The 12987-nt window shown below is 65.4% G+C and carries 14 protein-coding genes and 1 riboswitch; of the genes, 6 read left to right on the plus strand and 8 right to left on the minus strand.

Going from position 1 to position 12987, the window contains the following annotated elements; genetic code table 11:
• The 6 genes from ACYVHH_RS04045 (at position 1) to ACYVHH_RS04070 (ending at position 6013) form a co-directional block, all read left to right on the plus strand.
• On the plus strand, positions 1-447 hold the full coding sequence (locus tag ACYVHH_RS04045; protein WP_460563783.1) for a rod-binding protein: 447 nt from the start codon (positions 1-3) through the stop codon (positions 445-447).
• Positions 448-491: 44 nt separating this feature from the next.
• Positions 492-1868 carry a flagellar hook-associated protein FlgK gene (flgK, locus tag ACYVHH_RS04050; protein WP_460563784.1) on the plus strand — a complete coding sequence of 459 codons (1377 nt, stop codon included), beginning with the start codon at positions 492-494 and terminating at the stop codon, positions 1866-1868.
• An 11-nt stretch (positions 1869-1879) separates the two neighbouring features.
• Positions 1880-2791 (plus strand): flagellar hook-associated protein FlgL, encoded by a 912-nt coding sequence (flgL, locus tag ACYVHH_RS04055; protein WP_460563785.1) that lies wholly within the window; start codon positions 1880-1882, stop codon positions 2789-2791.
• Between the two features lie 20 nt (positions 2792-2811).
• Positions 2812-3903 carry a hypothetical protein gene (locus tag ACYVHH_RS04060; RefSeq protein ID WP_460563786.1) on the plus strand — a complete coding sequence of 364 codons (1092 nt, stop codon included), beginning with the start codon at positions 2812-2814 and terminating at the stop codon, positions 3901-3903.
• 112 nt (positions 3904-4015) lie between these two features.
• The gene (locus ACYVHH_RS04065) at positions 4016-4846 is read left to right on the plus strand and encodes a flagellin N-terminal helical domain-containing protein (protein WP_460563787.1); all 831 of its coding nucleotides are present in this window, start codon (positions 4016-4018) and stop codon (positions 4844-4846) included.
• Positions 4847-4978: 132 nt separating this feature from the next.
• Positions 4979-6013: a hypothetical protein gene (locus tag ACYVHH_RS04070; RefSeq protein WP_460563788.1), complete on the plus strand. Its 1035-nt coding sequence runs from the start codon at positions 4979-4981 to the stop codon at positions 6011-6013.
• Here ACYVHH_RS04070 and ACYVHH_RS04075 read toward each other — a convergent pair.
• The 8 genes from ACYVHH_RS04075 to pgk form a co-directional block, all read right to left on the minus strand.
• Positions 5988-8075 (minus strand): flagellar biosynthesis protein FlhA, encoded by a 2088-nt coding sequence (locus tag ACYVHH_RS04075; RefSeq protein WP_460563789.1) that lies wholly within the window; start codon positions 8073-8075, stop codon positions 5988-5990. The two genes, ACYVHH_RS04070 and ACYVHH_RS04075, sit on opposite strands and share 26 nt — an antisense overlap.
• A gap of 13 nt (positions 8076-8088) precedes the next feature.
• Positions 8089-9213, minus strand: a complete 1125-nt coding sequence (gene flhB / locus ACYVHH_RS04080) for a flagellar type III secretion system protein FlhB (RefSeq protein WP_460563791.1) — start codon at positions 9211-9213, stop codon at positions 8089-8091.
• A complete protein-coding gene (gene fliR / locus ACYVHH_RS04085) occupies positions 9206-9988 on the minus strand; it encodes a flagellar biosynthetic protein FliR (protein ID WP_460563792.1) in 783 nt (260 codons plus the stop codon). The genes flhB and fliR overlap by 8 nt, the downstream gene beginning before the upstream one ends.
• 18 nt (positions 9989-10006) lie before the next feature.
• On the minus strand, positions 10007-10279 hold the full coding sequence (fliQ, locus tag ACYVHH_RS04090) for a flagellar biosynthesis protein FliQ (protein ID WP_460563793.1): 273 nt from the start codon (positions 10277-10279) through the stop codon (positions 10007-10009).
• A 22-nt stretch (positions 10280-10301) separates the two neighbouring features.
• Positions 10302-11063: a flagellar type III secretion system pore protein FliP gene (gene fliP / locus ACYVHH_RS04095; protein WP_460563795.1), complete on the minus strand. Its 762-nt coding sequence runs from the start codon at positions 11061-11063 to the stop codon at positions 10302-10304.
• An 8-nt stretch (positions 11064-11071) separates the two neighbouring features.
• The gene (locus ACYVHH_RS04100; RefSeq protein ID WP_460563796.1) at positions 11072-11446 is read right to left on the minus strand and encodes a FliM/FliN family flagellar motor switch protein; all 375 of its coding nucleotides are present in this window, start codon (positions 11444-11446) and stop codon (positions 11072-11074) included.
• A gap of 7 nt (positions 11447-11453) precedes the next feature.
• Entirely contained in the window at positions 11454-12329 is an 876-nt protein-coding gene (locus ACYVHH_RS04105; RefSeq protein WP_460563797.1) for a FliM/FliN family flagellar motor switch protein, read from the minus strand.
• A 149-nt stretch (positions 12330-12478) separates the two neighbouring features.
• Positions 12479-12574, minus strand: a riboswitch (cyclic di-GMP riboswitch).
• 105 nt (positions 12575-12679) lie between these two features.
• Positions 12680-12987: phosphoglycerate kinase (gene pgk, locus ACYVHH_RS04110; RefSeq protein ID WP_460563798.1), on the minus strand; the 308-nt coding region annotated here is incomplete at its 5' end.

Consider the following 12987-nt stretch of genomic DNA (forward strand, 5'->3'; position numbering starts at 1 on the left):
ATGACTTCCATCCCACTGAACGCCGGGTCCGGCATGCTGGCACTCCAGGGAGCCGCCGGTGCGGACGGCTCGGCCCAGACCGCTCCCGCCCCCGCCCCCGCCTTGGACGCGGCCTACCGGGCCCGTGCCGAAGCCGCTGCAGAAAAGTTCGAGGCCTTCTTCATCAGCGAGATGCTCAAGCAGATGCGCCGGGCGGGCAGCGAGCTGGCGCCAGAGGACAGCGTGTTCAAGAGCAAGGTCAACCAGGACATGCTGGACCTGACCGACAACCTGATGGGCGACAACCTGGCCGGGCAAAGGGCTTTCGGCATTGCCGATGCCATCCTGCGCCAGCTGCTGCCGGAAACCGGGGTTGCCAACGCCGGATTTAAGGTTTCCTCCACGCCGGTCGCCTTGCGCCGTCAAGGGGAAGAGGCCGACAAGGCCAGCCCGAGCCGGGAGCCCTGACCCCAACGGGTCAGTGACCGAAGAACGCATCCGAAAGCCACGTCATGACGATTTCCAACAACGCGCTCAGTGGCGCACTGGCCGCACAGGTGGCGCTGAACACCACCAGCCACAACATCGCCAACATCATGACGCCAGGGTTCACCCGCCAGGGCACCCTGCTGGCGACCGTGGGTTCCAGTGGGCTGGCACGCACGTCGGCGGGCAGCGGTGTGTCGGTGCCCACGCTGCTGCGCTTCAGCGACAGCTACAAGAGCCAGCAGCTCTGGCAGGCAGCCTCCGAGCTTGGCGCGCGCACGGTGCCGCAGCCCTATTTCACCCAGCTGGAGCAGGTCATGGGTGACGACAGCTCCAGCATCAACAAAGGCCTTGACGTCTTCTTCGCCGCCCTCAACGCGGCCAGCGTCGACCCGACCTCCAGCCCCTTGCGCCAGCAGGTCATCACCTCGGCGCAGGCGCTGTCGCAGCGGGTCAACAGCCTGAATCAGGTGCTGGTCAACCAGCGGCAGTCGCTGGCCGACCAGCGCAAGGCCACGCTCACACAGATCAACAGCCTCAGCACCGACATCGCCAAGCTCAACGAACAGATCGCCGCCACCCAAGCCACCGGCGTCAACCCTTCCGGGCTGATCGACGCGCGCGACCTGAAGATCGACGCGCTGGCCAGCCTCGTCGGGGTGCAGGTGGTCGATCAGGCCGACGGCACCCGCAGTGTGTCCCTGCGCAACGGTGTACCCCTGGTGGTGGGCGCCCTTGCCGGCACGCTTTCGGAACAAGGCTTTGCCGACGGTTCGCATGTGTTGCAGGTGAAGTTTGCCCGTGAATCCTTCACGCTCGGCAGCCAGCCCCTGGGCGGCCAGCTCGGTGCCATGGAGGACTACGAAACGCGCGTCCTGGTGCCCACGCTCAAGGTCGTCGCCGATCTGGCGCAGTCCATCGCCGACAAGGTCAACACCCAGTTGGCTGCGGGGTTCACCATGAGCGGCAACCCGGGCGCCCCGCTGTTCGAGATCGACACCACCGGCCGTGGCCTGATGAGCGTCCCTGAGGGTCTGCTGGGCCAGGACCTCGGGTTCTCTGCCGACGCAGCGAATCCCGGCAACAGCGACAACCTGTTGCTGCTCATCGATCTGCGCAATCAGAGTGTGAACGCTGGCATGCTGGGCACTGTGCGCATGGGCGACGTGCACACGCAGCTGATCGGCCGACTGGCCATGGAAAGCCAGCAGAACCAGGCCTCTCTGGACACTGCTCAGACCGTGCGCAACCAGGCCGAGGAAAGCTGGAAATCCACCAGCGGCGTCAACCAGGACGAAGAGGCGATGAACCTGATCCAGTACCAGCAGATGTACCAGGCCAACATGAAGGTGATTGCGGTGGCCAACCAGCTGTTCGACGCCACCCTGGCGGCCATTGGTTAAGGAGCGTGATCATGCGCATTGCCAGCACCCAGTACCACACCACCATGAACACGGCCATGCACACCGCGCAAGGCCGCCTTGAAAAGGTCATGCAGCAGATGGCCAGCGGCGACCGCGTGCTGCTGCCGTCGGACGACCCGATCGCCAGCGTGAGGCTGGCGCGCATCGCCAGGGAGGAGGCTGCCCTGGCGCAGTACCGCGACAACATCGCCGCATTGAGCGTGCGGCTGCGCCAGAACGAGGTGTACCTCGACGGTATCGGCAACGATCTGCAGCAGATGCGCGATCTCATGGTCTGGGCGGCTGATGGCGGCAACACGTCCGCCGATCTGAACGCCATGGCAGGTTCCCTCACTGCCTTGCGCGACAGCATCGTGGCCATGGTGAACAGCCGGGACCAGGAGGGCCGCTATGTGTTCTCCGGAACGGCCGTGAACACGCCAACCCTCACCTTGGACACGGCGGCGGCAGCCGGGTCGCGTTACACCCTCACCGGCAACACGGGTGTCCAGCAGGTGGTGGTGGGCAATGGCTTCACACAGGTGGCCAACACCACGCTGGATGGCGTGGACGTGTTTCTCAACCAGCTGGACCTGACCATCCAGTCGTTCTCCGGGGCAGGCGTCAACGTCAACGATCCGGTGGTGCGTGCCGAGCTGACCGCCACCTTCAACCAGCTTGATACGTTCTTCAGTGGTGTCAGCGCCCGCATCGCGCAGTTGGGCGGCGCGATGACTACCCTCGAAACCCTGGACGTCACACACGCCAACGTCAGCCTGTCCAACAAGCAGGCCACCCTGACCCTGGGGCAGCTCGATTACGGGGATGCGGCGGTCAAGCTCAACGGCTACAGCTCGGCCTTGCAGGCCACACAGAAGGCGTACGCCAAGGTCAGCGCCTTGTCGCTCTTCGACGTGATGTGATTCCAGAGGGGGACAGGCTCATGCAGGTCACGCCATACCAGGCTGTGCGCGTGCCCGCCGCATCCGGCCGGGTGTCCGCCGATGGCCCGCAGGGGCTCGTCCCGGGGCTGGAAAGGGCGCGTTCCGCTGCACTGGCAGATGCCGGGAACAGCGGAACGCCAGCCACCGAAAGCCCTCAGGCGCCGCGCCCTGGTTTGCGGGCATGGGAACCTGGGCGGCAGCAGACCATCACCTCGGCGCGACAGGCGCTGGACTACCTTGAACAGTTGTCAGGTCAGTTGCTGCGTCTGCGCAAGGACGTCGCGGCACGTCTGTCCGAGTTGCGGGCGGCGGCCCAACCGCAAGGCGGCAACACCCTGCCCGTTGTGGGTAATGAACCATGGCTTGAATCGCTGGATGCGGTGGAGCGTGTCTGGCAGCAGCGCCCCGAGCTTGCCCGCCAGACGATAGACGGCCAACTGCGGTACGCCGGTGCCATTGGATCGATGCAGGCTTTCCGGGTCAGGGGGCTCGATGCGCAGGCCCTGCAAGGCGGAGGCCGTGAGGTGCTCACCTTTGCGCTGCAGGGTTGGGCGGCAGGCGTCAGCTCGGTCACCCTGGAGCCAGAAGAGGGATTGGCTGCGAATATCCGCCGTCTGGATCTGGCGCTGGGCGCTTCGGGCGTGCGCGCCATGCCCGATGGGCGTGGCGACGTGATCTTCAAAGTCAATGAATCGCTTTGGCCCAGGGTGCGCGACGGGTTGTCCGTAAAGGGCGAAGGGCAGCGGTACGCGGCCGGTGCCTTGCACTGTGTTCGCGCAGAACCCGAACCGGATGCCGTGTCCCCAGCCCAGTGGCGCCGCGCAGCCGACGACACGCAATCGCTGGAGCGCGTGCTCCAGGCCGTGCTCCGGGCCATCGACCGGGTCAAGCATGCCCAGCGGCAGGTCAGCCAGGCCCTGGCCGAGGCGTCCGCAGGTGCCGCCACCGAGGCCGATCCTGCGCAAGCCGCATTTGCCAAGAGCTTCGAGGCGCTGGGCAGTGCGCCAGGCTTTGGCGCGTATGTGCAGGTGGCGCCAGCCCTTGTGGGCATCAGCCGCGAACGCGTGCTGGCACTGCTGTCCGGGGCATGACGGCCCGGTGTGCAAAAAAATCTGCGCACGCATTTAAGTTTCCCTTTCCGGCGTCGCCCAGTGTTGCTGAGGGCATCGATATCCGAAGGCCCCGCACCACAGGAGAATTCACATGCTCAGCTTGCACACCAACTACGCTGCACTGTCTGCCCAGAACGCCACTGGCTCGACCAACAAGACGCTGACCACGTCGATGACCCGCCTGGGCACCGGTTTCCGCGTCAACTCCGCCATGGACGACGCCGCTGGCCTGCAGATCGCCACCCGCCTGAATGCCCAGAGCCGCGGTATGGCTGTGGCCATGCGCAACACCCAGAACGGCATCTCCATGCTGCAGGTGGCAGAAGGCGCCATGAACGAAGTGACCAACATCGTGCTGCGCATGAAGGATCTGGCTACCGAAGCTGCCAACGGTTCCTCCACCGCAACCGACAAGACCGCGATGAACACCGAGTTCGTTGAACTCGGCAACGAACTGACCAACATCCTGACCAACACCAAGTTCGGTGGCCAAGCGCTGTTTGCCGCAGGCGGCACACTGACCGCGGCGGTGACTTTCCAGATTGGTTCCGACGCAGCAGAAACGTTCGCTTTCGATGGCTCCGCCGCCAATACCGCTGTCGACACCGCCGTGACCGCCTTGAAGGGGGGTGATCTGACCACGGCAGCCAACGCAGCTATCACGCTGGCCAACACGACCCTGGACAAAGTGGGCGAACTCCGCGCCAAGCTTGGTTCTGGTGCCAATCGCCTGGACCACGTCTACAACAACCTGGGCAACATGCGTACCAACACCGAAGCTGCCAAGGGCCGTATCATGGACGTGGACTACGCCAGCGAAACCGCCAACATGACCAAGCAGCAGCTCCTGCTGCAGGCCGGCACTTCCATGCTCAAGCAGAGCAGCAGCATGTCTCAGCTGGTGCTGTCTCTCATGCAATAAGCAATCGCTCTTGCGGGGCGGCTTGCCGCCCGCGAAAGCATGTGGAGCCAGCCGTCTTGCGGCTGGCTTTTTTTCTGATGCGTCCCTTCGTGGCCTGGGGGGCGCGCGTCGTCATCACGCGGGGGATGTGCCATGTCGATCGAACGTGTCCATGCGGTGGTGGCAACCCCGGGGACTTTGCAGCGGCAGCGCGGCGAAACGGTGCCCAGCGTTCTTCGCCAGCCTGCCACGGCGGTCGAGGGGGGGCAGCGGCGGCCCGAAGGCGCCGCCACGCGCTGGCGCCCCGATGCGGGCGGCGAGCCCCAGCAGCGCCTGCAGTCTGGCGATGTCGTGCAGGTCCGCGTGGTGGCCACGCAGCCGCGCCTGGAGCTGGAGCTGCTGCCCGACCTGCCGCTGCCCGCGGCCAAGCCCCTGCCTGGCGACGTGCGGTCTATGCGACTGGACCAGGCCGCGCTGTACCAGGTGCATTGGCACATGCCGGACGCCCATGCCCTGGCCACCGTATGGCGGGTGTTGCTGCGCGCGCATGCCCCGCAGCACGCGGCGGGTGCACTGCCTGCCCCGCCAACGCCCCAGGCCGGTGACGATGCACCAATGCCTTCCGTGGGGCGTGAGCTGGCCTTGCCAGCCGCCGTGATGCGTGACGCCCTGGTCGCCATGGACGCCTCTTCGCGCTGGGTGTTTCCCGTCTTTGCCTGGGGCGGCATGCACGTCACGCTGCGGTTGCGCGTTTCGGGGGAGCCGGAATCACCGGGTGGGCGCCAGCGCCGCCGCGACCCGGCCAACACCGTGCTGGAGGTGGTATTGCGTCTGCCCGGGCTGGGGCCGGTGCTGATCCGGCTGCAGTGGGGCGGACATGGCGTGTGGGTAAGCGTGGTGCCGGAGGAGCGTTCGTCCGCCGTGCAACTGGAGGCCGTCTGGCCCGAGCTGCGGGCTGCGCTGTCGCGTTGCCCGTGGCCGGTGCAGGGTTGCAGGCTGGAACTGCAGGCGGGCAGTGTGGGAAGCATGCCGCACCACGACGACAGGCCTGTCGTCTCTCCAGCGCTGCTGGGGGTGGCGGCCGAGCTGGTGTCATTCCTCGCCAGGCAGTGGCCTGCGCAGCCCGGGCGCATCGCCGGGCAGGTGGTTGACCCTTCGGGTTCTAGCCCAGGGAACCCACAATACTGACTTCGCGCTGGTCGGGCACCTCGTTGTACGACAGCACGTGCAGACCCGGGGCGAACAGACGGGCGTAGCGGGCCAGCAGCGGCCGGATCTGGGGCATCACAAGCAGCACCGGGGCCACGGCCAACTGCTTCATTTGTTCCCTTGCCAGCGGCATGTGACTTTGCAGCTGCGATAGCAAATGGGGGTCTACCGGGAAGTTGTCCAGCAGCACCTTGCCGGCTTGCCGCGCCTGGTTGAGCGCGCCCAGCAGCAGGTTCTCCAGCTCGTTGCTCAGGTTGAAGGCACGGATCTCACCTGTCGGCCCGCAGATCTGGCTGACGATCTGGCGGCGCAGCGCGCAGCGCACCTCTGCCGCCAGCAGCAGCGGGTCCTTGGTGGTTTCGGCGTTTTCAAGCAGCGTGGTGGCCACGGGCACGATGTCCTTGAGGGACACGTTCTCTGCCAGCAAGGCGCGGAACACCTTCAGCAGGGCGCTGTGGGTGTAGGCTTTTTCCAGCGCGGCCGACAGCTTGGGGGCCAGCGTCGCCAGGCGCTCGATGAGCGCCGGGACATCCTCGTGCTGGAAGAGTTCCGGCAGGTTGTCGCGCACGACCTTGGTCAGGTGCGTGGCCACGACGCTGGGCAGGTCGACCACCTGGTAACCCAGGCCCAGCGCATGGGCCTTGTGCTGCGGTTCGATCCACACCACCGGCATGGCAAACGACGGATCCACGCCGGGAATGCCGTCCAGGTCGCCATAGACCTGCGGTGAGGGAATCGCCATCAGCCGGTCGGCATGGACCTCCGCCTGCGCCACCACGCTGCCGTGCAGCATGACCACGTACTGGGACGGCTTGAGCCCGAGATCGTCGCGCACGGCCACCAGAGGCAGCAGGATGCCCAGCGACTCGCTCAGCGTCTGCCGCAGGCCCTTGAGGCGCTTGACCAGCGAGGCGCCATGGGCCGGGTCGATCAGCGGCACCAGCTTGTAGCCGACGGACACCGTCAGCGGCTCCACGAAAGGCAGCCCCGCCCAGTCCAGGTCGGGCTGCGCCTCGGTCAGCAAGGCAGCCTGGACGGCCTGCTCCGGCTTGTTCGGGGACCGCAGGTTCTGCTGGCTCATGCGCCATGCGGCGAATCCCAGCACGGCGGCAAAGGCCAGGAAGGTCAGGCGGGGCATGCCCGGGATCAGGGCCAGCGCGGCCATCAGCCCCGCCGCGCTATAGAGCACGCTGGGCGATGCCAGCATCTGCGACGTGACCTGTTTTTCCATGTCGCCCGAATCGCTGATGCGGGTGACGATGATGGCGGCCGACGCGGACAGCAGCAGCGCCGGGATCTGTGCCACCAGGCCGTCGCCGATGGTGAGCAGGGCGTACTGCCTGAAGGCATCGCCAAAGGACAGGTCGTGCATCAGCGCGCCAATGGCCACGCCGCCCACCAGGTTGATCAGCAGGATCAGGATGCCTGCGATGGCGTCGCCGCGCACAAATTTCGATGCGCCGTCCATGGCGCCGTAGAAGTCTGCCTCCGCCGCCACTTCGCGCCGGCGCGCCTGCGCGCCTTCCTGGTTGATCAGGCCGGCGTTCAGGTCGGCGTCGATCGCCATCTGCTTGCCAGGCAGCGCATCCAGCGTGAACCGGGCAGACACTTCGGAAATGCGTTCGGCACCCTTGGTGACCACCACGAAGTTGATGATCATCAGGATGACGAACACCACCAGGCCGACGACGAAGTTGCCGCCGATGACCACGTTGCCGAAGGCTTCGATCACCTGACCGGCCGCGTGCGTGCCCTCGTGCCCGTTGAGTAGCACCACCCGTGTCGAGGCCACGTTCAGGGCCAGCCGCATCAGCGTGGCACCCAGGATCACCGTCGGGAAGACCGAGAAGTCCAGTGGCCGTTTGCTGCTGACGCTGACCAGGATGACGATCATCGCCAGCACGATGTTGAAGGTGAACAGCACGTCCAGCAGCAGCGGCGGCAGCGGCAGGATGATCATGGCCAGCAGCGCCAGCAGCAAGGCCGGCACGGCGTAGCGCAGCTGCTTCAGATCGGTCCAGATGGCTTTGAACGGGTTCATCGTTATAGGGAGTTCAGGTCAGGTTCGAGGGAATGTCCAGGTCGGTGGGCAGCAGCGGCTGCCGGGTGCGTGCGCCCTGGCGGAAGGCCTGGAGCTGCATCACGTAGCGCAGCACTTGTGCGACGGCGCGGTAAAGCGCCACCGGAATCTGCTGGTTGACCTGGCTGGTGTTGTAGATGGCGCGCGCCAGCGGCGGCAGTTCAATGACTTCGACCCCGTTCTCGCGCGCAACCTCGCGGATGAAGAGGGCCATTTCATCAATGCCCTTGGCGATCACGAAAGGCGCGTCGGCCCGGCGGGTTTCGTACTTCAGCGCCACGGCATAGTGCTCGGGGTTCACGATCACGGCATCTGCGGTGGGTACCGTGCGGCGCACATTGCGCCGGGCGATCTGCTGCTGCAGCTGGCGAATGCGCTGGCGCACCTCGGGGCGGCCTTCCGAGCTCTTGTGCTCTTCCTTGACGTCGCGCTTGCTCATGCGCTGTTCGCGCAGGAACACGAAATGCTGCACCGGCAGGTCGATCAGGGCGAACAGCAGGAAAACCCCGCACAGGGCCCAAACGCCATTGAGCGCCAGGCCGATCGCGCCGAGCAGCGCATCGTTGAAAGCCAGGGACTGCAGGCGGGCAAAGGCCGGCACCGACAGGGTGGTGACCTGGTACAGCACCGCGAGCATCACCACGGCCTTGAGTGCTGTGGCCACCGTGCCGGCAACGTGTCTGGGCTTGAAGAGCCGCTGAAAGTAACCCAGCGGGTTCAGCCGCTCCAGCTTGGGCTCCATGTTCTTGGTGGTGAAGATCCAGCCACCCGGGTAGAGCGAACCCAGCGCCACGGCCAGGGGCACCAGCAACAGGGGCGCCACCATCTTGCCCAGCAGCACCATGGTGGAGGAAAAGGCCAGGGACCACACATCTTCCAGCGCGGCCTCGCCATCCAGTGGCGAGAAACCCAGTGCGAACAGGTACTTGAAGTCCTGCTGGTAGGCGGGAACGAGCTGCACCATCAATGCCAGACAGGCCGCGATGCCAACGGCCATGGACACGTCCTTGGACCGTGGCACCTGCCCTTGCTCGCGTGACTTGCGCAGCTTCTGCGGTGTGGCCTTTTCGGTCTTGTCGCCTGTCTGCGATTCAGCCATGGGGCCCTGCCCTCATCAGTTGCTCCAGCAGTTCCAGCGTGCGCTGGGTCAGGCTGATGTAGTGGTCTGGCAGGAACCGGATCATCTGTGTCAGCATGAACAGGCCGAACACCGTGACCAGCGAGAAGCCCAGCGAGAACAGGTTGAACGCTGGCGCGATGCGGTTGAGGAAGCCGAACCCGATCTGTACCACCAGGGCCGAAAAGATCACCGGTATGGCCAGCAGCAGGGCCGCGCTGAACACCCAGGCCACCTGCAGCGGCAGGGTTTCGAGCGCCAGCGAGCTGATGCCGCTGCCCACCGGCCAGGCCCGGAAACTGGCGCCCAGCACCCCGGCGAGCACCAGGTGACCGTCCACCGAAAAGAACACCAGCACGGCCAGAACGTACAGGAAAGCCGACACCACGTCCGAGGAGGTGCCGTTCATCGGATCGTTCATCTGCGCCATGGCCAGCCCCATCTGGCTCGACAGCATGTAGCCCAGCAGCAGGATGGTGGAGACCGCCAGGTGGAACGCCAGGCCGATGAGCAGGCCGATCAAGGCTTGTTCCGCAGTCACGACGATGCCATGCAGCGAGAACGGCGAGATGGCCTGAGGCGGCTGCGCCACCGGCAGCAGAATCACCGCCAGCACCAGGGACAGCAGCACCCTGACCGAGACGGGCACCATGCTTTCGCCCAGCATGGGAGCGGCGCTGACCATGGCCAGCACGCGGCAGAACGGCCACCACAACGCCAGCAGTGTGGCAAGCATCTGGTGGAAGGCCAGCTCCATGGTGCGTGTCGGGGTGCGTCAGAGCACCAGGCTTGCCGCCTGCTGGAAGATGGCCACGCAGAAGTCCATGAGCTGGGAGGCCAGCCAGTGGCCGAGCAGCGCGATCACCAGAAGCGTCACCAGCAGGCGTGGCAGGAAGCTCAGCGTTTGCTCGTTGATCTGGGTGGCCGCCTGGAACAGGCTGACCAGCAAGCCCACGATCAGCGACGGGCCGATCAGGATCATCACCAGAAGCATGACGAGGTACAGGCTCTTGGCAACCAGGTCGACGGCGATTTCGGGGGTCAGCATTTCGGTGCTCCGGTTGGCGGTGTCACAGGGCCCGCACGCTGGTGACGAGGGTGTTGACCGTCAGGGTCCAGCCGTCCACCAGCACGAACAGCAGCAGCTTCAGCGGCAGAGAGATCACCAAGGGCGAAAGCATCATCATCCCCATCGCCATCAGCACGGAAGAAACCACCAGATCGATGACCAGAAAGGGAATGAAGAGCAGGCAGCCGATCTGGAAAGCGGTCTTCAGCTCGCTCAGCACGAACGCGGCCAGCTTCACGGTGAAGGGGTGCTTCATGGGGTCGCTGACCTCAGGCGCGTTGGCCAGGTGAGCGATCTGTTCCAGGGAGCTTTTGCTGGTCTGCGCGAGCATGAAGCGCGACAGCGGCAATTCGGCTTCATGCAGCGCCTGGCTGAGGGTGATCTTGCCCTCGTCGTAAGGCACGAAGGCGTTTTCCCAGATGCGTTCTCCCACCGGGCGCATCACCAGCAGGGTGAGGATGAGCGCCACGCCAGTGACGATGCGGGTGGGCAGGCCTTGCTGCAGGCCCAATGCCTGGCGCAACAGCGACAGCACGATGACGAAGCGCGTGAAGCTGGTCATCATGAGCATCATCGCGGGCAGCAGCCCGAGAAGCGTCATGATGATCAGCACCTGCGTCTTCACCGTGAACTCGGTGGTGGCGCCGTTGCTGGTACTGCCCAGTATCGAAACCGTGTTGGCCCAGCCTTCCGCAGGCCACAGCGTTGCGATGGCCAACGTTCCCGCAACGGCCAGCGGCAGGCGCAGGCCGTGTCGTTGCATGGGGGGCATCATCCTGCCAGGGAATCCAGGCTCACGTCGGTGATCTCGACCACCTTCAACCCGTAGTTCTCGCCCGACACCACCACCTCGGCCCGGCCAATCGCGATGCCGTTGACCTTGATGGTCAGGGGTTCGCCTGCCAGGGTGTCCAGCTCGATCACGCTGTCCTTGACGATGCTCATGAGGTCGTGCAGCGACACCTCGGCCGAGCCCACCTCCAGGGTCAGCGTCACCGGGATCTTGCGCATCAGCTTCATGAGGTTGCGCGGTTGTTCGACCGGGGCCTTGGGCGCTTCGAGTGTCAGGTCGGCGTCGAGGGGCTCGTCCAGCAGCGGCTCGACGGAAAAATCATCGTTGGTCAGGAGGGAGGAGGGGGTTTCCATGATGGTTTCACTCTTCTTCAAAGGAGGTCAGGCATAGCTTGCCCTTGTGTTCCGCGACGGCCGCGCGGAACACCACGGACTCGCCGATGCGCACATCGGCATCGCCCAGGCGCACGGGGATCACGTGGCCGGGTTTCAGGTCCAGCACCTGGCCCAGCAGCATCTGTTTTTCCAGCAGCCGCGCATGCAGTTGCAGCCGCAGTGCCTGCGGCAGATCGGGTGACGGTGCGCGGACGGTGGCATGCCGTTGGGGCGAAAGATGCTCCAGAACGGTGTCCATGCATTGTTCGTCAAGGGTCAGCAGCACATGGCCCACCAGCGAGTCGTCTGCCGCGTGCACCGGCGTCTTGAGCAGCCACGCGCCGATGGCCGGGGGCATGGACTGCCCGGACGTGAGGGGCGTCGCGTCCGTGTTGTCCTTCCCGTCGCCCAGACCGGCGCTGATGCGCGCCAGCGTCGCTTTGACCAGCACCTGGCCCAGGGTGTGGAACAGGCGTTCCTCGGTCGTGGTTTCCGGCGGGGCTTCGTCCGGGGTCTCGCTGGCACCAGGGGACATGGCGCCATACCTGCACGCCAGCAGGTTCAGCAGGACCGGGCGGTCGGCATGGAAGCCTATGCGGCCCTGTTCTGTCGGGTAGTGGAGCCAGCGTGCCATGCGCAGGCCGCCTGACAGTCGTTGCAGCCTGACTTCGCCAAGCCGCAACAGGGGGCTGCGCCGCGGGCCCAGGTATTTGCGCAGGGCGGCCGACAGATCTTCATGCAGCAGCGTGTTGAACTGCTTGAGCAGATGCATGGGACGGCCCAGGTGGCATGGGTCCAGTACCTGGTGTGCCACGGTGGTACTGGTGCGCCTGGCTTGTGCAGAGGTTGCGCTGTGACTCATCGAGTGAGGGGCCGCGACGGCCCGGCAGAGGTCGTGATCACTTGACCTGCCTGCGCAAACGGGAGGGCACAAAACCAGCACCATCAAGCAGGTTGCTGCCATGGGTGATGACAGCAAGCACAATTGCCTGGTCAACAGGCAAGTTGCTTGCTGGCAGCCCCGCTATCGTGACCGGCGCAGTGGCGCCGGTGTTAGACCGGAGGTTTTGCGGCCCCGGCTTTCGCGCGGGAGTGCCAAGAACTTGGCGGCAATCCTAGCGCAAAAGTGTCAAATTGTGTCCACATGTAAGTGGCTTGTTGTGGAAAACCGTCACCCCTTGGTGACGGATGGCCCGATAAATCAGGCGTGCGTCACGCGCGCTTGGCCAGCACCTCGAAAGCCGGCAGGGTCTTGCCCTCCAGCACTTCCAGGAAGGCACCGCCGCCGGTGGAGATGTAGCCCACCTGCTTGTCGATGCCGTACTTGGCAATGGCCGCCAGCGTGTCGCCCCCGCCCGCAATGCTGAACGCCGGGCTCTCGGCAATCGCCTGCGCAATCACCTTGGTGCCGCTCTCGAACGCGGCGAATTCGAACACGCCTACCGGCCCATTCCACACGATGGTGCCCGCTGCTTTGAGTTGCGCGGCCAGCCTGGCTGCCGTCTGCGGCCCGATGTCCA

The sequence above is a fragment of the Hydrogenophaga aquatica genome, assembly GCF_054780915.1.